The sequence below is a fragment of the Variovorax boronicumulans genome (assembly GCF_009811375.1).
Classification (GTDB): domain Bacteria; phylum Pseudomonadota; class Gammaproteobacteria; order Burkholderiales; family Burkholderiaceae_C; genus Variovorax; species Variovorax boronicumulans.
Genome location: NZ_BKDH01000001.1, coordinates 63,191 through 85,765 on the forward strand (window position 1 = coordinate 63,191; position 22,575 = coordinate 85,765).

Annotated in this window: 23 protein-coding genes; 16 read left to right on the forward strand and 7 right to left on the reverse strand. The window is 70.5% G+C overall.

The features are described 5' to 3' along the window. The first annotated feature begins 10 nt into the window (after positions 1 to 10). Entirely contained in the window at positions 11 to 631 is a 621-nt protein-coding gene (locus VHAB30_RS00325; RefSeq protein WP_095950891.1) for an SCO family protein, read from the forward strand. Positions 632 to 648: 17 nt separating this feature from the next. Further along, entirely contained in the window at positions 649 to 1,479 is an 831-nt protein-coding gene (locus tag VHAB30_RS00330; protein WP_159275429.1) for a DNA alkylation repair protein, read from the forward strand. A gap of 66 nt (positions 1,480 to 1,545) precedes the next feature. On the opposite strand, the gene rpoH is transcribed toward VHAB30_RS00330, so the two are convergent. After that, entirely contained in the window at positions 1,546 to 2,487 is a 942-nt protein-coding gene (gene rpoH / locus VHAB30_RS00335; protein WP_056577975.1) for an RNA polymerase sigma factor RpoH, read from the reverse strand. A 136-nt stretch (positions 2,488 to 2,623) separates the two neighbouring features. Further along, positions 2,624 to 3,541 (reverse strand): LysR substrate-binding domain-containing protein, encoded by a 918-nt coding sequence (locus VHAB30_RS00340; RefSeq protein ID WP_159275430.1) that lies wholly within the window; start codon positions 3,539 to 3,541, stop codon positions 2,624 to 2,626. Positions 3,542 to 3,655: 114 nt separating this feature from the next. Between VHAB30_RS00340 and VHAB30_RS00345 the strand changes: the two genes are divergently transcribed. Beyond that, complete coding sequence (locus VHAB30_RS00345) at positions 3,656 to 4,471, forward strand: aminotransferase class IV family protein (protein WP_159275431.1); 816 nt, start codon at positions 3,656 to 3,658, stop codon at positions 4,469 to 4,471. 44 nt (positions 4,472 to 4,515) lie between these two features. Here the strand turns inward: VHAB30_RS00345 and VHAB30_RS00350 are convergent, their stop codons facing one another. After that, a complete protein-coding gene (locus VHAB30_RS00350) occupies positions 4,516 to 4,980 on the reverse strand; it encodes an Mpo1 family 2-hydroxy fatty acid dioxygenase (RefSeq protein ID WP_070061973.1) in 465 nt (154 codons plus the stop codon). 144 nt (positions 4,981 to 5,124) lie between these two features. Here VHAB30_RS00350 and VHAB30_RS00355 point away from each other — a divergent pair, with 144 nt between their 5' ends. The 3 genes from VHAB30_RS00355 (at position 5,125) to VHAB30_RS00365 (ending at position 8,883) form a co-directional block, all read left to right on the forward strand. Next, positions 5,125 to 5,844 carry a response regulator transcription factor gene (locus VHAB30_RS00355; RefSeq protein WP_159275432.1) on the forward strand — a complete coding sequence of 240 codons (720 nt, stop codon included), beginning with the start codon at positions 5,125 to 5,127 and terminating at the stop codon, positions 5,842 to 5,844. Then, positions 5,841 to 7,640, forward strand: a complete 1,800-nt coding sequence (locus tag VHAB30_RS00360) for a hybrid sensor histidine kinase/response regulator (protein WP_235926362.1) — start codon at positions 5,841 to 5,843, stop codon at positions 7,638 to 7,640. The genes VHAB30_RS00355 and VHAB30_RS00360 overlap by 4 nt, the downstream gene beginning before the upstream one ends. Positions 7,641 to 7,833: 193 nt before the next feature. After that, complete coding sequence (locus tag VHAB30_RS00365) at positions 7,834 to 8,883, forward strand: hypothetical protein (protein WP_159275433.1); 1,050 nt, start codon at positions 7,834 to 7,836, stop codon at positions 8,881 to 8,883. Between the two features lie 128 nt (positions 8,884 to 9,011). Here VHAB30_RS00365 and ftsY read toward each other — a convergent pair whose 3' ends face one another. Continuing rightward, complete coding sequence (gene ftsY, locus VHAB30_RS00370; protein WP_174250197.1) at positions 9,012 to 10,328, reverse strand: signal recognition particle-docking protein FtsY; 1,317 nt, start codon at positions 10,326 to 10,328, stop codon at positions 9,012 to 9,014. 29 nt (positions 10,329 to 10,357) lie between these two features. Here ftsY and VHAB30_RS00375 point away from each other — a divergent pair, with 29 nt between their 5' ends. Continuing rightward, entirely contained in the window at positions 10,358 to 11,803 is a 1,446-nt protein-coding gene (locus VHAB30_RS00375; RefSeq protein ID WP_159275434.1) for a M16 family metallopeptidase, read from the forward strand. Positions 11,804 to 11,821: 18 nt separating this feature from the next. Beyond that, on the forward strand, positions 11,822 to 13,186 hold the full coding sequence (locus tag VHAB30_RS00380; RefSeq protein WP_159275435.1) for a M16 family metallopeptidase: 1,365 nt from the start codon (positions 11,822 to 11,824) through the stop codon (positions 13,184 to 13,186). Between the two features lie 7 nt (positions 13,187 to 13,193). On the opposite strand, the gene VHAB30_RS00385 is transcribed toward VHAB30_RS00380, so the two are convergent. Then, entirely contained in the window at positions 13,194 to 14,105 is a 912-nt protein-coding gene (locus VHAB30_RS00385; protein WP_159275436.1) for a LysR family transcriptional regulator ArgP, read from the reverse strand. A gap of 79 nt (positions 14,106 to 14,184) precedes the next feature. Between VHAB30_RS00385 and VHAB30_RS00390 the strand changes: the two genes are divergently transcribed. From VHAB30_RS00390 to pcp, 7 genes are all read left to right on the forward strand, one after another. Beyond that, positions 14,185 to 14,820: a LysE/ArgO family amino acid transporter gene (locus tag VHAB30_RS00390; RefSeq protein WP_095746682.1), complete on the forward strand. Its 636-nt coding sequence runs from the start codon at positions 14,185 to 14,187 to the stop codon at positions 14,818 to 14,820. Between the two features lie 36 nt (positions 14,821 to 14,856). Continuing rightward, positions 14,857 to 15,519 carry an RsmD family RNA methyltransferase gene (locus VHAB30_RS00395; protein ID WP_159275437.1) on the forward strand — a complete coding sequence of 221 codons (663 nt, stop codon included), beginning with the start codon at positions 14,857 to 14,859 and terminating at the stop codon, positions 15,517 to 15,519. Between the two features lie 43 nt (positions 15,520 to 15,562). Continuing rightward, on the forward strand, positions 15,563 to 16,066 hold the full coding sequence (coaD, locus tag VHAB30_RS00400) for a pantetheine-phosphate adenylyltransferase (protein WP_062481439.1): 504 nt from the start codon (positions 15,563 to 15,565) through the stop codon (positions 16,064 to 16,066). A gap of 150 nt (positions 16,067 to 16,216) precedes the next feature. After that, complete coding sequence (gene pxpB / locus VHAB30_RS00405; RefSeq protein WP_062481459.1) at positions 16,217 to 16,864, forward strand: 5-oxoprolinase subunit PxpB; 648 nt, start codon at positions 16,217 to 16,219, stop codon at positions 16,862 to 16,864. Next, positions 16,861 to 17,859, forward strand: coding sequence for a 5-oxoprolinase subunit C family protein (locus VHAB30_RS00410; protein ID WP_159275438.1), 999 nt, complete (start codon positions 16,861 to 16,863; stop codon positions 17,857 to 17,859). Before pxpB ends, VHAB30_RS00410 begins: the two co-directional genes overlap by 4 nt. Before the next feature lie 55 nt (positions 17,860 to 17,914). Next, entirely contained in the window at positions 17,915 to 18,655 is a 741-nt protein-coding gene (pxpA, locus tag VHAB30_RS00415; RefSeq protein WP_070061982.1) for a 5-oxoprolinase subunit PxpA, read from the forward strand. A 5-nt stretch (positions 18,656 to 18,660) separates the two neighbouring features. Beyond that, complete coding sequence (gene pcp / locus VHAB30_RS00420; protein WP_159275439.1) at positions 18,661 to 19,332, forward strand: pyroglutamyl-peptidase I; 672 nt, start codon at positions 18,661 to 18,663, stop codon at positions 19,330 to 19,332. Between the two features lie 9 nt (positions 19,333 to 19,341). On the opposite strand, the gene VHAB30_RS00425 is transcribed toward pcp, so the two are convergent. Continuing rightward, positions 19,342 to 20,052 carry an alpha/beta fold hydrolase gene (locus VHAB30_RS00425; protein ID WP_174250198.1) on the reverse strand — a complete coding sequence of 237 codons (711 nt, stop codon included), beginning with the start codon at positions 20,050 to 20,052 and terminating at the stop codon, positions 19,342 to 19,344. A gap of 116 nt (positions 20,053 to 20,168) precedes the next feature. Here VHAB30_RS00425 and VHAB30_RS00430 point away from each other — a divergent pair, with 116 nt between their 5' ends. Further along, positions 20,169 to 20,864 carry a histidine phosphatase family protein gene (locus VHAB30_RS00430; RefSeq protein ID WP_159275440.1) on the forward strand — a complete coding sequence of 232 codons (696 nt, stop codon included), beginning with the start codon at positions 20,169 to 20,171 and terminating at the stop codon, positions 20,862 to 20,864. A 12-nt stretch (positions 20,865 to 20,876) separates the two neighbouring features. Here the strand turns inward: VHAB30_RS00430 and VHAB30_RS00435 are convergent, their stop codons facing one another. Continuing rightward, the gene (locus VHAB30_RS00435; RefSeq protein ID WP_159275441.1) at positions 20,877 to 22,469 is read right to left on the reverse strand and encodes an N-acyl-D-amino-acid deacylase family protein; all 1,593 of its coding nucleotides are present in this window, start codon (positions 22,467 to 22,469) and stop codon (positions 20,877 to 20,879) included. Between the last annotated feature and the right edge of the window lie 106 nt (positions 22,470 to 22,575).

Genomic DNA, 22,575 nt, shown 5'->3' on the forward strand with positions numbered 1-22,575 from the left:
CCGTCTGCCCATGAACAAGCGCAATGCCCTGAAATCGATCGCCGCCACGGCCGGCTGGGTGGCCGCCTCGGCCACGCTGGGGCTGGGCCTTTCGGCCTGCAGCGAGCAGCCGAAGCAGAGCTTCCAGGCGGTCGACATCACGGGCGCCGACTACGCCAAAGACTTCTCGCTCACCGACGCCGACGGCAAGGTGCGCACGCTGGCCGACTTCAAGGGCAAGGCGGTCGTGCTGTTCTTCGGCTACGTGCAGTGCCCCGACGTCTGCCCGACCACCATGACCGAGATGGCGCAGGTCAAGCAGCAGCTCGGCGCCGACGGCAGCAAGCTGCAGGTGCTGTTCGTCACCGTCGATCCGGCGCGCGACACGCCCGAGGTGCTTAAGGCCTACATGGGCGCGTTCGACCCGAGCTTCGTGGCGCTCATTCCCACGCCCGAGCAACTGGCCGCCGTCGCGAAAGACTTCAAGGTCTACTACAAGAAGGTCGACGGCAAGACGCCGACCAGCTACGCCATGGACCACTCGGCCGCCAGCTACATCTACGACCCGCAGGGCCGCCTGCGGCTCTACGCGCGCTACGGCGCGGGCGTGCCGGCGATGGTGTCGGACCTGAAGACGCTGCTCGCGTCCTGAGCCGGGCACCCCGGGGCATGGACGCCGCATCGGTCGCGCACCTGAAGTCGCGCAAGGGCGCGTTCCGCATCGCGCTCATTCCGCCCGAGGTGCTGGGTGCGCTGAACGGCGGGCTGCTCGAGACCGTCAACCTCAACGAATTCCTCGCGCTCGAACTGCCGCTGCTCGCGCGCAGCGTGGCGGGCCATGTCGGCCTCGATGCGGCGCACGAACGGCTGGACGACACGCTCGCCATGCTGGCCGCCTTCAAGCCCATGCAGCGTCACAGCCACATCGCGCGGGCGCTGTACGACATGACGGCCGAACACGCCGAGCGCGACGCCGTAGCACACCGGCTGGCCACGCACGCGAGCGACGTGGCGCGCTGCTGGGCGGTGCAGTGGATCACGCTGTCGGGCCTGCCGCTGGCGGCCCAACTCGACGCCGTGCGCCGCTTTGCCGCCGACCCGCATTTCGGCGTGCGCGAGTTCGCCTGGATGGCGGTGCGCGACAGCGTCATCGACTCGCTCGACGAGGCGCTGGCGCTGCTGCAGCCCTGGGTGACCGATGCCGACCCGAACGTGCGCCGCTTCGCCAGCGAACTCACGCGCCCGCGCGGCGTGTGGTGCGCGCAGATCGAAACATTGAAGGCCGAGCCCTGGCTGGCGCTGCCGCTGCTGGAGCCGCTGCGCGCCGACGCGCATCGCTACGTGCAGAACTCGGTCGCCAACTGGCTCAACGACGCCAGCAAGACGCAGCCCGAGTGGGTCGAGACGCTGTGCACGCGCTGGGTGGCCGAGTCGCCGGTCGCCGAGACCCGCTACATCGCGAAGCGGGCGCTGCGCACGCTGACCAAGTCGACGCCCTGAAGCGCCCCTGAACGAAAAAAGCCCGGCACTGCCGGGCTTTTTCGTGGAGGAGGGCGGTCGCGACGCTTACGCGTACTCGGCCAGCGCCTTCTTCATCTTCTTCATCGCCGCCACTTCGATCTGGCGGATGCGCTCGGCGCTCACGCCGTACACCGCGGCCAGGTCGTGCAGCGTCATGCCGCCCGAACCGTCGTCGTTCACCTTGAGCCAGCGCTCTTCGACGATGCGGCGGCTGCGGTCGTCCAGCGCCTCCAGGGCGGTGGCGATGCCGTCGCTCGACAGGCGGTCGCGCTGCTGCGATTCGAGCAAAGCGGTCGGTTCCTGCGTGGCGTCGGCCAGGTAGGCGATCGGGCCGAAGCCTTCGTCGCCGTCATCGGACGGACCCGGATCGAGCAGCACGTCGCCGCCCGACAGGCGGGTTTCCATCTCGAGCACTTCCTCGGGCTTCACGTTCAGGCGCGTGGCCATCTGCGAGACCTCGTCGGGGCTCAGCGTCTCGCGGTGCGTGCCGTTGTCGGCCGCGGCCGAGTCGGCCTTGAAACCCTGCTTCATCGAACGCAGATTGAAGAACAGCTTGCGCTGGGCCTTGGTCGTCGCGACCTTGACCATGCGCCAGTTCTTCAGGATGTACTCGTGGATCTCGGCCTTGATCCAGTGCATGGCGTAGCTCACCAGCCGCACGCCCTGGTCGGGGTCGAAACGCTTCACGGCCTTCATGAGACCGACGTTGCCTTCCTGGATCAGGTCGCCGTGCGGCAGCCCGTAGCCCAGGTACTGGCGGGAAATGGACACGACCAGGCGCAGGTGCGACAGGATCAGCGCACCGGCGGCTTCGAGGTCGTTCTGGTCGCGCAACTTGCGTGCGAAGCCCTGCTCTTCTTCGAGCGTGAGCAGCGGCAGGCGGTTGGCGGCCGAAATGTAGGCATCCAGGTTGCCCAGCGGGGGGACCATCGACCAGGGGTTGGCGACGGCCAGCTGGTTGGCAGAGACTCCAGACAGCGTTGTCATCAGGGGAAACTCCTTTGTGGCGGTCATATTAGCACTCGGTTAGAGGGAGTGCTAAGCCAAGGGTTCCCTTGGGTTTCTATCGTTGCGATAGCTTTTGTCGCGATTTGTTGGATATTTGTATGCCGTTTGGCGTTTTTCAAGTCCTGGACGCTTGCCTCAGCAACCAGTCCTGGAATGCCAGGATGCGCGGGTCCCCAGCGCTGCCTTCCGGGTAGACCAGGTGGTAGGCGTAGCCCGCCGCCATGGGCACGCCGATGTCGAACAGCTGCACCAGCCGGCCCTGGGCGAGGTCGGCGCCGATCATGTCCAGGTCGGCCAGGCCGACCATGCCGCTCTCGGTGACGGCGCGCACCACGTCGCTCGAGTCGGCGAAGCCGATGCAGCGGCTGTCGTCGAAGCCCTCGATGCCCGCCGCGGCCATCCACATCGGCCAGTTCGGCCAGACCATGCCGTCGGTCTTCCAGTCGACGTAGCACAGCGTGTGCTGGAGCAGGTCGCGCGGCGTTGCCAGCGGGGGGCCGCTGGCGAGCAGCCTGGGGCTGCAGACCGGCACGATCACGGTGTCGAACAGGCGCTGTGCGCGCGTGCCCGGGTCTTGTCCATTGCCGAAGCGGATCGCCACGTCGATGTCGTCGGCGTCGAAATCCCGCAGCGCGTCGGAAATATCGAAACCCAGTTCCAGCCCCGGGTTCGCGGCGCGGAACTGCGGCAGCCGGGGCAGCAGCCAGTTGGTCGCGAAACGGGCGCTGGTCGACAGCCGCAGCGTCGCCGCCCCGCGCGCCATGCGCCGGGCGCGGCCGGCGGCGCGGCGCAGGGTGTCGAGCGCGTCGGCGGTGGCCTCGAACCACACGGCGCCGGCCGGCGTGAGGCGGATGCTGCGGCTGGTGCGCGTGAACAGCAGCACGCCGAGCTGGTCCTCGATCTCCTTGACCTGGTGGCTCACGGCCGCCGGCGTCAGCCCGACTTCTTCGGCGGCCCGCGTGAAGTTCAGGTGCCGCCCGGCGGCCTCGAAGGTGCGCAGGGCGCGGGTGCCGGGGAGCAGTCTGGGGTGCATCGATCTTCAAATGGTTTTTGATGATTTTCCAAAAACTATTCGTTTCTCTTGAGGAAGTCAACGCGGGATAGTTCAGGAACTTGATGATCCATCCCCTCCAGGAGCCACGAAACCATGTCCGCCAGCGTCCCTTCTTCTTTCTTTGTCGTGCAGCGCAACGGCCAGCCGGTGCCCGCCGCGGACCTGGCGCCGCTCGCCTTCGCCGGCCACGCCCACTTCACGGCCATGCAGGTGCGCGACGGCCGGGTGCGGGGCCTCGACCTCCACCTGGCGCGGCTGCGCTTCGCCTCGCAGACCCTGTTCGGCCAGGCGCTGCCCGACGACACGGTGCGCGCCCACCTGCGGGCCGCGCTCGCGGCCGGCCCGGCGGACCTGTCGCTGACGGCCACCGTCTACTCCCCGGCCGGTGAGTTCACCGCGGTCGACGCGGTGCCCGAGGTGCTGATCCGCACCGGCCCACCTTCCAACGGCCCCGCCGGCCCGCTGACCCTGGCCGCGATCGAACACGAGCGCTTCCTGCCGGCCGTGAAGCACATCGGCGAAGGCGCCAAGACCCAGCTGCTGCGCCAGGCCGTCGCGCAGGGTTTCGGCGACGCGGCCTTTCTCGACCGGCACGGCCGGCTCGGCGAGGCGTCGATCTGGAACCTGGCCTTCTGGGACGGCCAGGCGGTGGTGTGGCCCGAAGCCGAGGTCCTGGCCGGCACCACGATGGGCATCGTGCGCCGGCAGCTCGAACGCCTCGGTGTCCCGCAGCGCAGCCAGGTGCTGCGGATGGCCGACCTGCCTGCGCTGGCCGGCGCCGTGGTCATGAACTCGTGGACGCCGGGCGCGGCGGTGCACCGCATCGGCGACGTGGTGTTGCCGGCAGCGCCGGCTTTCGTGGAACTGCTGCACCGGGCCTATGAGGCCGAACCGCTCATGTCGCCTTGAAGGAACCCTCGCGCGCGGACGCTGCGCGCCAGATCACCCACCGACTACCAGCGGATGCCGAGCTTGACGAACAGCTTGGACAGCACGAACAGCGGGCCGACCCAGAGGTACTGGATGTCCTCGAAGAACGAAGGCTTCTTGCCTTCGATCTTGTGGCCGACGAACTGGAAGATCCACGCCACCACGAAGATCGCCGCCGACACCGGCGCCACCGCGGTGCCCATCGCATGCACCGCCACCAGCGCCAGCACCGTGAGCGCCAGCATCGTGATGAGGAAGGCCGGCGAGCGCAGCAGGGCGTAGTACACGAGGCTGGCCGCCACGAAGGCGTAGGCCACCCACGGATGGATCGCGAACAGCAGCCCGACGATGCTCAGCATGATCGCGGGAATGGCCACGAAGTGGATCAGCTCGTTGGTCGGATGGCGGTGGCTCTCCTCGTAGTGGGCGAGCAGGCGGTCGACCTTGCGCTCGCTGGTGGCGAGCGGGGCGGCGGCAGTGTGGGTCATGGCAGGTCTCCGGGGCGCCGTGCGTTGCGGCAAGACGTCCATGGTGCCCACGGCGCCGCGCCGTGGCAAGTGGCGCCAGCCCGGGTCAGGGCGCCATGACTTAGGGCACTGTCGCGCGGGGCGTGCGCCGCTAAGATCAAATCCGTGGCCTCTTTCGACTCCCCCTCCGCACCCCTGCCGCCCACCACCGACACCGGTGTGCCTGCCGGCGTGTCCGGCGCGATCCTGGTGGTCGACGACCACGACCTGCTGCGCCTGGGCGTGAGCGCACTGGTGCAGGCCCAGGCCGCCACCTCGGGCGCGCGCATCGCGGTGTTCGAGGCCGGCAACATCGCCGACGCGCTCGCGCTTTACGCGGCGAACGAGGCGGCCATCGGCCTCGTGCTGCTCGACCTCGCGCTGCCCGACACACACGGGCTCAGCGGCCTGGCCGAGTTCCGCTTGCGCTTTCCAGCGGCGCGCGTCGTGGTGCTCTCGGGCACCGCCAACAGCACGCTGGCGCAGGGCGCGCTCGCGCTCGGGGCCAGCGCCTTCCTGCCCAAGTCCGCCGACCTGAAGGAGATGGTGGGCTTCATCCGTGCCTGCGGCCTGTTCGAGGCCGACGGCACGCCGCAGCAGCCGCTGCCGCCCGCGTCGCTGCCCAAGTCGCTGTCGGGGTATGCGGAGTTCGCGCACGCCAGCGCCTGGCAGGAGCTCACGCCGCGCCAGATGCAGGTGCTGCAGTGGGTGCTCGAAGGCAAGGCGAACAAGGAGATCGCGCAACTGGCCAACCTGAGCGAGGGCACGGTGAAGAACCATGTCTCGACCATCCTCCTGCTGTTCGGCATGCGCTCGCGCGCCCAGCTGATCAGCATGCTGCGTTGAGCGGCGCCACGCTGGCGGGCCGCGGCGATGCCGCCGCCGGCCAGCTGCTGGGCCAGCGCGTGCTGCGCGAGCATGTCGGCTCGGTCTACGACACCTACGGCATCTCCACGCTGACCCACCTGGGCTTCGTGATCGTGTTCGGCTGCATCATCTATTCGCAGCTCAGCGATGCGCGCCTGCTGTTCTGGATGGCGGCGCTGGTGGCGGTCGACATCTACGTCTTCTTCACGCCGCGCTGGACGCCCGACAAGCCGGCCTCCGAGAGCCCGTACTGGGCGCGCAAGATCTCGCGCATGGTCACGCTGGTCAGCATGATCACCGCGGTGGTGCCCTGGTTCATCGTGCCGCACGAGAACCTGCCCATGACCTCGCTGCTGATGGCCGTGATCGTCGGCAGCTGCGCGCGCGCCGCGCAGTCGCTGTGGCCGCTCAAGCCCGCGCTGTTCGGCTACACGCTGCCCATGTCGCTGGGCATGATCATCGCGCTGGCCTGGCAGGGCGACGGCCTGCACCTGTTCCTGGCCGCGGCCGGCTCGGCCTACCTGATGCTCACGCTGCACGCCGGCGTGCGCCAGCACCGACTGCTGACCGACTCGCTCATGCTGCGCTTCGAGAACGAGGCGCTGGCCGCGCGCCTGGGCGAGCAGATCGCCGCCACCGAGCGCGCCAGCGAAGAAAAGACCCGCTTCCTCGGCGCCGCCAGCCACGACCTGCGCCAGCCGCTGCACGCCATCGCGCTGTTCGGCGCCGCGCTCGAGAACGAACTGCGCGGCCGCCCCGAGAGCCGCAACGCCGAGCGCCTGATGCGTGCCGTGAACGCGCTGGGGGCCTCGCTCGACACCATGCTCGACGTGTCCCGGCTCGACGCCGGCGTCATCACGCCGTCGCCGCAGCCGGTGGAGCTCGATGCGCTGTTCCTGCCGCTCAACCACACCTTCTCGGCGCAGGCGGAGCAGAAGGAGCTGCAGCTGCGCGTGCGCGCCAGCGGCCTGTGGGTGCGCAGCGATCCGCAGCTGCTGCACCGCATGCTGTCCAACCTGATGGACAACGCCCTCAAGTACACCGTGCAAGGCGGTGTGACCGTGACGGCGCGCGACCGCGGCGACACCGTCTGGATCGAGGTGCGCGACACCGGCATCGGCATCGCGCCCGAGCAGTCGCACCGCATCTTCGAAGAGTTCTACCAGATCGATAACCCGGGCCGCGACCGCGCGCGCGGGCTGGGCATCGGCCTGTCGATCGTGCGTCGCCTGTCGCGCCTGCTGGGCCATCCGGTGCAGATGCATTCGCGCCCGGGCCGCGGCACGCACTTCCGTGTCGTGCTGCCGACCGTGCCGCCGCAGGTCAGCGCGCTCGTGGGACCGTTCCCGGCCGGCAGTGTCGAACTGGCTGCACGTCGGCGCGCGGCCACGCTGCCCGGTCGCGTGCTGCTGATGGACGACGAGCTCGAAATCCGCGAGGCCATGACCGGCCTGCTGCGCTCGCACGCGATCGACGCACACGCCGTCGCCGACGAGGCCGCCGCGGCCGATGCGCTGCACCAGGCCCGCGCCGAGGGCCGGCCCTTCGGCCTGCTGATGTGCGACTACCGCCTGGCCGACGGCGTCGACGGCCTCGACGTGGGCCTGCGCCTGAGTCGGCATGCCGGCGCCGAACTGCCGCTGCTGCTCATCACCGGCGAGACCTCGCCCGACCGCCTGCAGCGCGTGCGCGAGTCGGGCGTGCCCGTGCTGTTCAAGCCCGTGGCGCCCGATGCGCTGCTGCAGGCCATGGCGGGGCTCGCAGCGGCGTCGTAGCGTCCCGTACACAGCTTGCGGTCGAAAGTGAATACGTTGTAGTTCATTGCGTGCCGATCGATTCGGATGGGCACACATGCAATGACTTTTGGCACTGCCGGGAACATCGGCCCCGTCGTAATTTCGGGTTTCCACGGCGTCGACGGACTGCGGTCCGCGTTGCCCCCGAACAAGAATCGACAAGGGAGTGCCCATGAATTTCAAACCTGCTGCAGTGGCCGCCGCGACGGCCGCGCTGCTGGCCCTGACGGCGTGCGGAGGTGGGGGCAGCGGCGGCGGTGGTGGTGGTGGCTTCGTGTTGCCGCCGCCCGCGCCGGCGCCAGCCCCGGCGCCTGCGCCCACACCAGCACCGGCCCCGGCACCGGCACCGGCACCGGCGCCGGCGCCGAATCCGGGCGCGACCACTTTCCTGTACGAGGGCTTGCCGGCTGCGACCACCGCGTCGGCCTTCTTCGACAGCCTCGCTGCGCAGGGCGCGCGCGGGTTCCGTTTCCTGAGCGGTTTTTCTTTCATGGTCAGCCCGACCACTGTCGATCAGGTTGATGGTTTCGTGAAGACCATCGATGCGACCTACAGCTACGAGAAGAAGCCGCAGGCCACCTCCAACGCGGACCTGCTGAACCAGCTGAACGAAGCTGGTGCGCGGGGCTTCCAATGGGCGGGCGAGTGGATCGTCGGTGGCGAGACCTTCTACTTCTACCGCAAGAGCAGCGCCGACACTGCCACCTACAGCTACCGTGTCGAGCTTGCGCCTAAGAGCAAGGCGGACTACCTGACACAGGCGAACACTCAGGGTGCGAGCGGTTTCTTCAACCGGACAGCCGAGTTCGGAACCGGAGATCCGGCGGGCATGGTCACCGTCTATGAGAAAAGCTCGGTCGGCAACGCCACCTTCGCTTATGAAATGGGCGATCCCATCAACGACCACGCTGACTACCTTGCGCAGTTCAACGAGCGCGGCGCCCGTGGCTTCCGCTTTCGGGCGGAGCTGATCTTTGCGGGGGGCAACGGTGTGCTCTACGCCAAGGACCTGTCGCAGTCGACGACCTTCAACTTCTATTCGCTTGCACCAGCCACCAACACCACAGCCCTCATCCAGCAGGCGAACGCCGAAGGGGCCAAGAAGGCAGCGCTGCTCGGCCACCTTGCGCTGAGCACCGGCGAGCAGAAGGCCTACTACTTCACACCGACCGACTGCAACGCCAGCCCGGTGTGCGGTCCGACGTCACTGTTCGGTTTCTGATTCCCGAAGAGGCACACACGCAGGGGGAAATACAAAGGGAGAAAAAAGAAAGACAGGGAGCTGACGGTCCCCGGCGCGAGTCGGGGACCGTTTTTTTTGACCGAAGCGAACGGCGGCGAAAGCGCCGGTCAGCCCAGGAGCGCCTGCGCGAACTCGCGGGCGTTGAAGGTCTCGAGGTCTTCGAGCTTTTCGCCCACGCCGATGAAGTACACCGGAATCGGCCGCTCGCGCGCGATGGCGCACAGCACGCCGCCCTTGGCGGTGCCGTCGAGCTTGGTGACGATGAGGCCCGTGAGGCCCAGGGTCTCGTCGAAGGCCCTGACCTGCGCCAGCGCGTTCTGGCCGGTGTTGCCGTCGATTACCAGCAGCACCTCGTGCGGCGCGGTGGCGTCGGCCTTGGTGACGACGCGCTTGATCTTCTTGAGCTCGTCCATCAGGTGCAGCTGTGTGGGCAGGCGGCCGGCCGTGTCGACCAGCACCACGTCCTTGCCGCGCGCCTTGCCGGCGTTCACCGCGTCGAAGCTCACGGCCGACGGGTCGCCGCCTTCGTTGCTTACGATCTCGACGGTGTTGCGGTCGGCCCAGACCAGCAGCTGCTCGCGCGCCGCCGCCCGGAAGGTGTCGGCCGCGGCCAGCAGCACCGAGGCGCCTTCGGTGGCCAGGTGCTTGGTGAGCTTGCCGATGGAGGTGGTCTTGCCCGCGCCGTTGACGCCGGCCACCATGATCACGGTGGGCGTGTACTCGCCGATGACCAGCGGCTTCTCCAGCGGCTTGAGCAGGTCGGTGACGGCGTCGGCCAGCAGGCGCTTGACCTGCGATGCGTCGGTGGCCATCTGGCGCTTGACGCGCCCCTTCAGGTCGTCGAGCAGGAACTCGGTGGCCTTGACGCCGGTGTCGGCCATGAGCAGCGCCGATTCGAGTTCTTCATACAGCGCGTCGTCGATCTGCGCGTTGACGAACACCGCCTGGATGCCGGTGCCGGTCTTGCGCAGGCCGGTCTTGAGCTTGTCGAACCAGCTCTTGCGCTCGGTGGCGATGGGGGCCGGTTCGGCGACCACGGCGACGGGCGCGGGAGGCGGTGCGGGCACGGGCGCCGGAGGGGGCGGCGGTGGCGCAATGACGGGAGCGGGTGCAGGAACGGGAGCAGGCGCTGGCGCAGGGATCGGCGCAGGTGCGGCGACCGGAACTGGCGCGGGCGCTGGCGCCACCACGGGCGTGGCCGGTGCCGGCTCGGGGGCCGGCGCAGGTGTGGGTGCAGGTGCGGGTGCAGGTGGGGGAACAGGCGCTTCCGCTGCCGGCTTCGACCCGAACCAGCTCGACGGCGAGAACACCGAGCGTGCCGGTGCGGGTTCCGCGGCCGGGGGCGGCGCGGGTTCGGCGGTCGGCGGCGGGGCCGGTGTCACCGGGGCATCGGCAGGTGGTTTTTTCTTGAAGAAACTGAACATCGGGAGCTTTTTACAATCCGACCCATTCTATGAAACACCTCTCGCCACGCCGCGCTGCGTCTGGTGCGGTGCTGGCCCTGGCGCTTTCGGCGCTGTGGACCGTGCCCGCGCAGGCCCAGTCCACCCCCGCTTCCGCCGCGTCGACCCCTGCCGCCGCGGCCCCGGGCCCCCAGCAATTCACCCTCGCCAACGGCATGACCGTGATCGTGCAGACCGACCGGCGCTCGCCGACCGCGGTGCAGATGGTCTGGGTGCGGGTCGGCTCCATGGACGAGGTCGACGGCACCACGGGCGTGGCGCACGTGCTGGAACACATGCTGTTCAAGGGCACGAAGAGCGTGCCGGCCGGCGAGTTCTCGCGCCGCGTGGCGGCGCTGGGCGGCCAGGAAAACGCCTTCACCATGCGCGACGCCACGGGCTACTACCAGCAGATCCCGGTCGGCAGCCTCGAGCAGGTGATGAAGCTCGAATCGGACCGCTTCGCCAACAACCAGTGGCCCGACGACGAGTTCAAGCGCGAGATCGAGGTGGTCAAGGAAGAGCGCCGCCTGCGCACCGACGACCAGCCGCGCGCCCTGCTCGGCGAGCAGCAGAGCGCGGCCGTCTTCACCGCGTCGCCGTACCGTCGCCCGGTGGTGGGCTGGATGAGCGACCTCGAATCGATGACGCCCGCCGACGCGCGCGCCTTCTTCCAGCGCTGGTACGTGCCGGCCAATGCCGTGCTCGTGGTGGCCGGCGACGTCGACGTGGCGCGCGTGCGCGCGCTGGCAGAGAAGTACTACGGCAGCATCCCCGCGCGCGCCGTGCCGGAGCGCAAGCCGCGCACCGAGCCCGCGCAGCGCGGCATCCGCCGCCTCGAGTTCAAGGCCCCGGCCGAGCAGGCATACGTGTCGCTCGCCTTCCGCGTGCCGCAGCTCACCAACATCGACGACGCCAACAGCGACGCCTGGGCGCTGGTGGTGCTCTCGGCCGTGCTCGACGGCTACGCCGGCGCGCGGCTCGACCGCGCGCTCACGCAGGGCCCCGGCCGCGTGGCCGATTCGGCCGGCGCGTACGCGGGCTTCATCGGCCGCGGTCCGCAGCTGTTCATGCTCGACGGCGTGCCGGCCGCCGGCAAGACCGCCGAGACGGTCGAGGCCGCGCTGCGCGCCCAGGTGGCGCGCGTGGCGAAAGAGGGTGTCGGCGAGGCCGAGCTGGCCCGCGTCAAGACGCAGTGGGTGGCGAGCGAGACCTACAAGCGCGATTCGGTGATGGCGCAGGCGCGCGAACTCGGCAGCAACTGGATCCAGGGCCTGCCGCTGGACGCCAGCGAGCGCATCGTCGCCCGGCTGCAGGCCGTGACGGCGGCGCAGGTGCAGGCCGTGGCCGCCAAGTATTTCGGCGACGACCAGCTCACGGTCGCCACGCTGCGGCCCCTGCCGCCCGAACCCAAGCGCGGCCGTGGCTTCGCAGCCCCTGCTGGCGAGATGCGCTGAAAGGCACCGGATTCCTCCATGAAGAACCTCAAGAAATTTGCAAGCACCGCCCTGCTGGCGGGCATCACCGCGCTGTTCGGCATGGGCAGCGCGCAGGCCGCGCTGCCCATCCAGCACTGGACGCTGGCCAACGGCGCGAAGGTGTACCTGGTGTCGACCAACGCATTGCCGATCGTCGACGTGCAGATCGATTTCGACGCCGGCAGCCGGCGCGACCCGGCCGCGCAGGCCGGGCTGGCCAGCACCAGCGCCGCGATGGTCGAGAAGGGCGTGCGCGCCGGGCGCAACGGCGAGCCCGCGCTCGACCAGAATGCGCTGGGCGAGGCCTGGGCCGACCTGGGCGCCAGCTTCGACGTGAGCGCCGGCACCGACCGCACCAGCTACACGCTGCGCACGCTGTCCGATCCGGCGCTGCTGACCAAGGCCGTGGCCCTGGCCGCACGCGAGATCGGCGAACCCTCGTTCCCTGACGACATCTGGTCGCGCGAACGCGAGCGCATCAACGCCGCCATCAAGGAAGCCAACACCAAGCCCGCCACCGTCGTCGGCCGCGCCTTCGCGCAGGCCGTGTACGGCACGCACCCCTACGGCCAGGAAGTGACCGAAGAGACGCTCGCGCGCATCGACACCGCCGCCATGCGCCAGCGCTACGAGCAGCTGATCCTGCCGTGCCGCGCCAAGCTCAGCATCGTGGGCGCGGTCACGCGCGCCGAGGCCGAGGCGCTCGCGACCACGCTGCTGTCGCGCCTGCCCAGCCCCGCCGCCTGCGCACCGCTGCCGGCCGTCGCGCCGGTGGTGGCGCTCACGGCGCCGAAGGACGAGCGCATTGCGTTCGACTCGGCGCAGGCCCACGTCTTCATCGGCCAGCCCGGCTACCCGCGCCAGGACCCCGACCACTTCGCGCTCACGCTCGGCAACTACGTGCTCGGCGGCGGCGGCTTTGTTTCGCGGCTGACCGAAGAGGTGCGCGAGAAGCGCGGCCTGGCCTACAGCGTGTACAGCGGCTTTGCGCCGGGGCTCGACGCGGGCGCCTTCCGCATCGGCTTCCAGACCCGGCCCGACCAGGCCGAGGCGGCGACGAAGGTCTCGCGCGACGTGCTCGCGAAGTTCGTGGCCGAAGGCCCGACCGAGAAGGAGCTGAAAGCCGCCAAGGACAACCTGATCGGCGGCTTCCCGCTGCTCTTGGACAGCAACCGCAAGCTGATCGGCAACGTCGCCAATATCGCCTGGTACGGCCTGCCGTTGGACTACCTCGACACCTGGACCGCGCGCATGAACGCGGTCACGGCCGCCGACATCCAGGCCGCGTTCGCCCGCAAGCTGCAGCCGCAGCGCATGGTGACGGTGGTGGTGGGCGGCAAGCAGGCCGCCGCAGCGCAGTAAGAAAAGTTCAGGCCAGCGCGTGCGGCCCGCTGCGCGCGGCCTCGCGCACCGCGGCACCGAGCTGCGCCAGCAGGCGCGGCGCCGCGCGGGCGTGCTGCCAGTACAGCGGCACCGGCAGCGTCGCGCCGGGCACCAGTTCCACCAGCGTGCCGTCGCGCAGCGCATCGGCCACCATGCTGGTCGGGTGCATGCCCCAGCCGATGCCGCGGCAGGCCGCCTCGACGAAGGCGGCGGGCGAGGGCACCCAGTGGCGCGGCGTCTGCACGTTGCGGTGGCAGATGCGGCGCACCCAGCGCGCCTGCAGCCGGTCCTTGCGGTCGAACACCAGGTTCGGCGCGGCGGCCAGCGTGCGCGCGCCCACGCCCTTGGCGAAATACCGTTCCACGAAACCGGGGCTCGCGGCGGCCACGTAGTGCACCGTGCCCAGCGCCTCGCTGTTGCAGCCCGTGACCGGCTGGGCCAGCGCGGTCACGGCTGCCAGCACCGCGCCGCTGCGCAGCCGCTCGGCCGTGTGGTCCTGGTCGTCGGCCGTGAGGTCGAGCAGGGCGTCGGGCGCCTGCGCCGCGAAGGCCGCGGCGCCCGCCATGAACCAGGTCGCGAGGCTGTCGGCGTTGACCGCCACCCGCACCGTGACCCGCTCGTGTGCCTCGCCGCTGCCCATGCCGAGCGCGGGCAGGGCCTCGCGCAGCTCGTGCTCCAGCATGCCCACGCGCTCGACGTGCCGGCACAGCTGCAGGCCAGCCTCGGTCGCCACGCAGGGCTGGCCGCGCACCAGCAGCGCGCCGCCGGTGCGCTCCTCGAGCAGCTTCACGCGCTGCGACACCGCCGAGGGCGTGACATGCAGCGCGCGGGCGGCGCGCTCGAAACTGCCTTCGCGCACCACGGCGGCAAGGGCGTGCAGGGCGGCGTAGTCGAGCATGGTTGTGAATGAAGTAAAACTGAATCGGCGTTAGAAAGTTTAGTTTGATTGAATCGCATGCGGACGGCAAGCTCGGACCATGACCGCCGTTCACGCCTCCACCGCTTTTCTCAACGGGCTCTTCATGAGCCTGGTGCTCATCGTCGCCATCGGTGCCCAGAACGCCTACGTGCTGCGCCAGGGCCTGCGCCGCGAGCACGTGAGCGCGGTGGTGCTGTTCTGCGCCGTCTGCGACGCGGTGCTGGTCGCCGCGGGCGTGGCCGGCATGGCGCAGGCGCTGAAGGGGCGGCCGATGCTGGCGACGCTGCTCGCGGGCTTCGGCGCGGCCTTTCTCTGCGGCTACGGCCTGCGCGCGCTGTGGCGCTCGCGCCAGCCGGGCGCGCTGCAGACGGTGTCGCAGGGCGCCTCGCGCTCGCGCGCCGCGGTGGTCGCGCAGGCCGCCGGCTTCACGCTGCTGAACCCGCACGTCTACCTGGACACCGTGCTGCTTGTGGGCACGGCCGGGGCGCAGTACCCGGGCCTGCTCAAGGCCTGGTTCGTGGTCGGGTCGACGCTGGCCAGCGTGCTGTGGTTCACCGCGCTGGGCTTCGGCGCGCGGCTGCTGGCGCCGGTGTTCGCACGCCCGCGCGCCTGGCAGATGCTCGATGCGCTCATCGGCGGCACGATGCTCGTGCTGGCCGCACTGCTGGCCCGTCGCGCGTTCATGGGCTACTGAGTGAAGGGGGGCCAGCCGCGGCGTTAAGCTCGCCGCATGCCCCAGAAGCCCCCGAAGAAGAACGCCGCCGCGCCCGTCTCGCGCGCCCCCGCCGCCAAGCGCCCGTCGCGGCCCAGCGAGGTCCGCATCATCGGCGGCGAATGGAAGCGCACCCGCCTGGCCGTGGCCGACAAGCCCGGCCTGCGCCCCACGCCGGACCGCGTGCGCGAAACGCTGTTCAACTGGCTCGCCAGCCTGGCCGGCGTGGGCGGCGGTGCGCTGCCGGGCTGGCACTGCATCGACGCCTTCGCGGGCACCGGTGCGCTCGGCCTCGAAGCCGCCTCGCGCGGCGCGGCCCACGTGCTGCTGTGCGAGCAGGACGCCGCGCTGGTCGCCCAGCTGCAGGCCGCCAAGGCCAAGCTCTCGGCCGAGGCCGTGCGCGTGGAGCGCGGCAACGGCGTCACCGCGCTCGAACGCGCGGCGGCGGGCAGCCTGCAGGCGGTGTTTCTCGATCCGCCCTTCGACAACCTCGCGCTGTACGAGCCGGCCCTGCGCGCCGCCGCGCGCGCGCTGCACGCCGACGGCGCGATCTACCTCGAGGCGCCGCGCCGCTGGGCCGCCGAGGAGCTCGCCGCGCTGGGCCTGGCCGAATTCCGCTACCTGAAGGCCGGCGCCGTGCATGCCCATCTGCTGCGCCGCGCTGTGTCCGTGCCTGCATAATCCGCCGGACAAGCCGCACCGGCAGCATGAGGAAGAAGCAACCATGGCCAGCAACGTGATCGCGGTTTATCCCGGCACTTTCGACCCCATCACCCTCGGTCACGAGGACGTGGTGCGGCGTGCAACCCAACTCTTCTCCAAGGTGATCGTCGCCGTCGCGGCGGGCCACCACAAGAAGGCGCTGTTCACGCTCTCCGAGCGCATGGACATGGCCCGCGAGGCCGTGAAGCCCTACAGCGACCAGGTGACGGTCGAGAGCTTCTCGGGCCTGCTGCGCGACTTCGTCGTCGCGCGCGGCGGCAAGGCCATGGTGCGCGGCCTGCGCGCCGTGACCGACTTCGACTACGAGTTCCAGCTCGCCGGCATGAACCGCTCGCTGATGCCCGACGTCGAGACCGTGTTCCTGACCCCGAGCGACAAGTACCAGTTCATCTCCAGCACCTTCGTGCGCGAGATCGCCATGCTCGGCGGCGAGGTCAACAAGTTCGTCTCGCCGAACGTCGAGCAGCAGCTCACGGCCAAGGTTCGCAGCCTCGGCCGTGAATAAGCACTCCCCCAGTCTTCGCGCACTTCGTGTCGCTTCGCCAACCCCCTCGCCGGGGGCAACACCAGCGGCCCGGCAAAGCCGGTTCCGCGGTGTTCCGCGAAGCGACCTGCGGCTCGCCGCGGCGAGTGTCGTGAGGTGAACAGCACCCCCTTGCCCCGCCTGCATCCGCTGGGCGATGCGGCGCTGGTGTGCGACCTGCCCGCGCCTGCCACGCTGGCGCAGCAGCAGCGCATCTGGGCGCTGGCCGCCGAGGTGCTGGCCTGGCCCGGCGTCGGCGAAGCCTTGCCGGGCATGAACAACCTCACGCTGACCTTCGACCCGACCGCCGTGGCGTTCGAGGAACTCGCGGCGCGCGTGCTCCAGGCCTGGCCGGGGCTCGCGGCCCATGCCGCCGAAGGGCGACGCATCGAGATTCCCGTGGCCTACGGCGGCGAGCACGGCCCCGACCTGGCCGACGTGGCGGCCCACACCGGGCTCTCGGTAGCCGAGGTGGTGCGACGCCACAGCGGCGGCGACTACGTGGTCTACCTGCTCGGCTTCCTGCCGGGCTTCGCCTTCATGGGCGGGCTGGCGCCCGAACTCGCGACACCGCGCCGCGCCGAACCGCGCACCGCCGTGCCGGCGCGCTCGGTCGGCATCGGCGGCGAGCAGACCGGCATCTACCCGCTGGTGTCGCCGGGCGGCTGGCAGCTCATCGGGCGCACGCCGCTCGAACTGTTCGATCCCTCGGCGGAATCACCCACGCTGCTGCGCCCCGGCGACCGCGTGCGCTTCGTCGTCGAAAGCCTGCAGACATGATCCTCGTGCGCAAACCCGGCGTGCATGCCTCGGTGCAGGACCTCGGGCGGCCCGGCCTGCGCCAGCTCGGCATCTGCCCGGGCGGTGCGCTCGATATGCTCGCGCTCACGCTGGCGAACCGGCTGGCCGGCAACGCCGACGCGGCGGCAGGCATCGAATTCACCATGGGCGGCTGCGAGCTGCAGTTCGAGACCGACACCCGCATCGCGCTCACCGGCGACGACTTTGGCGCCACGCTCGACGGCGTGCCGCTGTGGCCCTGCTGGAGCGTGCCGGTGCGTGCTGGCCAGACCTTGCGCCTGGCCGGTGCCAACGCGCCCGGCACGGCGAAGGCCGGCCTGCGCAGCTGGCTCGCGGTGGCCGGCGGCATCGACGTGGCACCCGTGCTCGGCTCGCGCAGCACCGACCTCAAGGCCGGCTTCGGCGGCCACGAGGGCCGCGCGCTGCGCAAGGGCGACCGGCTCGCGCTGGGCGCTTCGCGGCTCGGTGCAGACCAGAACGCGCGCCGTCCCTTCGGCCTGCGTGCGCCCGACTGGGGCACGGCCGAGCCCGACGGCGCCTTCGCGCTGCGCGTGCTGCCCGGCCCCGAGTTCGACCTGTTCACGCCCGACGCGCAGGCGCTGCTGTGGAACGAGCGCTGGCGCATCACGCCGCAGAGCAACCGCATGGGCAGCCGGCTCGCCGGGGCCGAGCTGCAGCGCAAGGCGGGCGGCGACATGCTGTCCTCGGGCGTGATCCCCGGCACGATCCAGGTGCCGCCTTCGGGCCAGCCGATCATCCTCATGGGCGACGCGCAGACCACCGGCGGCTACCCGCGCATCGGCGTGGTGATCCGCGCCGACCTCTGGAAGCTCGCGCAGGCGCCGCTGGGTGGCCGGCTGCGGCTGGTGCGCACCGACCTGTCGCACGCGCTCGCGGCCTGGGCTGCGCAGCAGCGCTACCTGGGGCAGGTGGCGCAGGGGCTCGCCGCTGCGGGCTGGCCCGGCGCGGCCTAGACTGTGGCCTGAAGCAGGTGGCTCCCGCACCTGCCCCCGAGACGGAGAACACCCCATGCAGATCGACCTGAACGCCGACCTCGGCGAAGGCGCCGGCAGCGACGAAGCGCTGCTCGGCCTCGTGAGTTCCGCCAACATCGCCTGTGGCTGGCATGCGGGTGACGCCAGGACCATGCAGCAGTGCGTGCGCTGGGCCATGGCCCACGGCGTGGCGATCGGCGCGCACCCGAGCTTTCCCGACCGCGAGAACTTCGGCCGCAGCACCATGCACCTGCCGCCCGAGGAGATCGTGGCGAACGTGCTCTACCAGGTCGGCGCGCTGGCCGCGATCGTCAAGGCCGAGGGCGGCCGGCTCGCGCACGTGAAGCCGCACGGCCAGCTCTACAACCAGGCGGTGAAAGAACCCGAGCTGGCCGAGGCGCTGTGCGAGGCGGTGCGTCGCTTCGACCCCTCGCTCAAGTTCTTCGGCCTGGCCGGCAGCAACATGATCGACGCGGCCCGCCGTGCCGGCCTGCAACCCGTTGAAGAAGTGTTCGCCGACCGCGGCTACATGCCCGACGGCAGCCTCGTGCCGCGCAGCCAGCCCGGCGCGCTCATCGAGAGCGAGGAGCAGTCGCTGGCGCAGACGCTGTCGCTGGTGCGCGACCACCGCGTGGTCGCCATCGACGGCAGCACCGTGCCCGTCAACGCCCAGAGCGTGTGTCTGCACGGCGACGGCGCGCATGCGCTGGCCTTCGCGCGGCGCATCCGCGAGCGGCTGCAGCAGGAAGGCATCGACGTTCGCGCGATGGCCTGAACAGGATGCCGGCGAAGCGCGCTTCTCCCAACGTCCTGCTGACGGGCTTCGAGCCCTTCGAGCAGGAGCTGCTCAATCCATCATGGGAGGCGGTGCGCACGCTCGATGGCTGGAAGTGCGGCCGCGCCACCGTGCATGCGCGCCTCGTGCCCTGCGTCTTCGGCGAGGCGCTCGCCGCGCTCGACCGCGCGATGGACGAGCTTCAGCCGACGCTGGTGATCTGCATCGGCCAGGCCGGTGGCCGCGCCGAGTTCACGCCGGAGCGCATCGCCATCAACGTCGACGACGCGCGCGTGCCCGACAACCTCGGCCGCCAGCCGATCGATGTGCCCGTGGTGCCCGGCGCGCCTGCCGCCTACTTCTCGAGCCTGCCCGTGAAGGCCATCGTGCGCGAACTGCGCGCGGGCGGCGTGCCGGCCTCGGTGTCGAACAGCGCGGGCACCTTCGTGTGCAACCACCTCTTCTACGGGCTGATGCACCGCATCGCGACGCACGCGGCGGCGAAGGGCGTGCGCGGCGGCTTCATCCATATTCCCTACCTGCCGGCGCAGGCGGCGCGTTTTCCGGGTGCGCCCAGCATGGCGCTCGAGACGCTGGTCGATGCGTTGCGCATCACCGTGAAGACAGCACTCGCCGTGAAGCAGGACGTCGCGGAAACCGGCGGCCAGTTGCACTGACCGGGGCTCTCAAGCGCTGGGGAAGTGCTTGCCCAGCCAGGCGTTGAGCGCCGTGTTGACGAACGCAGGCTTCTCCATCGTCAGCATGTGGCCGCACTGCGGCACCCACACCACCTCGGCGCGCGGCAGCAGCGCCGCCATCTCGCGGGTGCATTCGGGTGGCGCGAGGCGGTCGTCGTCGCCGCACATCAGCAGCACCGGCGCACGCAGCAGGGCCAGGTGCGTGCGCGCGTCGGGGCGGCGCATCACGGCGTGGTTCTGGCGGATGAGCTGGGCCGCGCCGGCGCCGAGCACGATGTCCAGGTAGCGCTGCACCAGCGCCGGGTTGGCGGCCTGCGCGGGATGGAAGGCGAAGGCGACGTTGGGCTCGATGATCTCGCGCACCTCGCCGCGCTCGAACCATTCGATGGCGCCTTCGCGCAGCGCGAACATGTCGGGCGTCTCGGGCCGTGCGCTGGTGCCCAGCAGCATCAACCCGGCGATGCGCTCGGGCGCCTGGCGCGCCGCCTCCATCGCGACCATGCCGCCCATCGAGGCACCGCACAGCACCAGCGGGCCGTCGTGCTCGCGCAGCGCGGCACTGGCCATGCCTTCGATGGTGTCGTGGCGCGTCTGGACGTCGCTCACGCGGGCGCCGAAGGCGGCGGGAAGTGCCGGCAACTGGGCCTCCCAGAGGCGTTCGTCGCAGGCAAGGCCGGGCAGCAGGACAAGATGAGGCATGCGCCGATTTTGCGCGATCGGACGCGCTCGGCGCACGGCCCGTATGCGGTGGCGACCGTGCAACAGCGGGTTGGCACGAAGCCGGCATGTCATGCACTCGGAGGACAATGCATGCAATGTCCACCACCACCCCCGACTCCGCCCCCACCGACCTCATCCTGATCCGCCACGGCGAAACCGCCTGGAACCGCGAGCTGCGCTTCCAGGGCCACGCGGACGTCCCGCTCAACGACATCGGCCACGAGCAGGCGCGCCGCCTCGGCCTGCGGCTCGCGGGCGAGACGGTACAGCACCTCATCAGCAGCGACCTCATGCGCGCCCAGCAGACCGCGGCGCCCGCGGCGCAGCAGCTGGCGCTGCCGGTCGTCACCTCGGTGGCGCTGCGCGAGCAGCATTTCGGCGTGGTCGAGGGCATGCGGGCCGACGAGATCCAGAGCCAGCATCCGCGCGCTTGGGAAGAGTGGCTGGAGTTCCGTGAAGACCATGCCATGCCGCAGGGCGAGAGCGCGCGCGAGTTCCATGCGCGCGTGATCGGCGCGCTCGGCGCCGTCGCCGCCGCGCACCGCGGCCAGCGCCTGATCGTCGTCACGCACGGCGGCGTGCTCGACATGGTGTGGCGCACCGCGCGCGGCCTGAGCCTCAGCGGCCCGCGCCAGAGCGAGATCCCGAACGCGGGCTTCAACCGCATCCGCATCGCCGACCCGGCCGCGCCGGACGCCATCGAGATCGTCGAGTGGGCCGACACGCGCCACCTCGCCGACTTGCCGCCGCAGCCCACCTACGACCAGCGCCGGCACCTCAAGAAAGACTGATGAGCCTTTGGCTCAGGCCGGGCAGCTGCCCGGCTTCGGCGTGCGCAGCAGCGGCACGCCGGCGCCCACGCCCGTGGGCTGGCCGCCGTCCACCGCGAGGCGACCGTTCACCAGCACCGTGACCACGCCCTCGGACAGCAGCGTCGGCTGCGTGTAGGTGGCCTTGGCCGCAAAGCGCTTCGGATCGAACACCACCACGTCGGCGTGGTAGCCGGGGCGCAGGTGGCCGCGCTGCACCAGCCCCAGCGTGTCGGCCGTGAACGAGGTGCTGCTGCGGATGAACTGCGCCAGCGAGATCGCGCGTTCCTTCACCACGTACTGGTCGTACTTGCGCGCGAAGGTGCCGTAGGCGCGCGGATGGCCCAGCGACGAGTCGGACGAGGTCATGACCCAGGGCCGCTTCATGAAGGCGCGCACGTCGTCGTCGCTCATGTTGAACGAGGCGATCATCAGGTCGCCGTCGCGCAGCACGGCGATGGCGGCGTCGACCGGGTCGGCGTTCGAGGCCTTGGCCACGTCGGCCAGCGTCTTGCCCACGTACTTCGTGCTGCCGGCCGAGAACAGGATGGCCTCGGGCCCGCCGCGCAGGCGCAGGTTCTCGCGCATGTCCTTGCGCAGGCGCTCCTGCTGCGCCGCATCGTCGAAGCGTTGCAGCGTCGCGGCGCGGCCGCCTTCGTTGGCCCAGGGCGGCAGCAGCGCGGCCGAGAAGCGCGTGCTCGACGCGGTCCAGGGGTAGTGGTCGGCCGTGATGTCCAGGCCCGCGGCGCGCTCCTTCTCGATGCGCCGGATGATGTCGCCGCTCTGGCCCTGCACCGCCACGCCCAGCGCCTTGATGTGCGCCACGTGCACCGGCAGCTTCGCCTCGTGGCCGATGCGGATCACCTCGTCGATCGAGCCCTTGAGGCCGACGTTGTACATCGACTCGTCGCGGATGTGGCTGTCGTACAGGCCGCCGTGCGCGGCCGCCACCTTCGCGAGTTCGATGACCTCCTCGGTCTTCGAGAAATTCTGCGGCGGGTAGAACAGGCCCGTCGACAGCCCGAGCGCACCGTCGCACATCGCGCGGCTCAGGTGCTGCTTCATCGTGTCCATCTGCGCGGGCGTGGGGGCGCGGTTGGCCTCGCCGAGCTGGCTGATGCGCAGTGGCCCGAAGCCCGCGTACATCGCGACGTTGGTGCCGACCGGCACGGCGCGCAGCTTCTGCGTCTGTGCCGCGATGTCGTAGCCGCCGAAGCCGTCGTTGCCGATCACGGCCGTGGTCACGCCCTGCGTGAGAAAGGGAATGTTCAGACGCTTGCGCGCGTCGCTCGAGAGCAGGTCGGCGTCGGCGTGCGTGTGGGCGTCGATGAAGCCGGGCGCCACCACGAGGCCGGTGGCGTCGATGGTGCGGCGCGCGCTGAACTGCGCCGGCATGGCGCGGCCCGCGAACACGATGCGGTCGCCCGCGATGCCGACGTCGCCGACCACGGGCGTGTCGCTGTCGCCCGTGTAGATGGTGCCGCCGCGCAGCAGCAGGTCGAGCGCGACGGGGGCTTCAGCGGCGGTGGTGGGGAAGGGCGAGGCGAGGGCCGCGAGAACGGCCAGCGTGACGAGGGAGCGCTGCATGGGCGAACGGGAGGAGAGCGGGAGGAGCGGCCAGTTTAGGAGTCGCTCCCGCGCAGCCGTTAATTCCTTTTGCGGCACGCCCCATGACCGGAAGGCATGGGTGGCG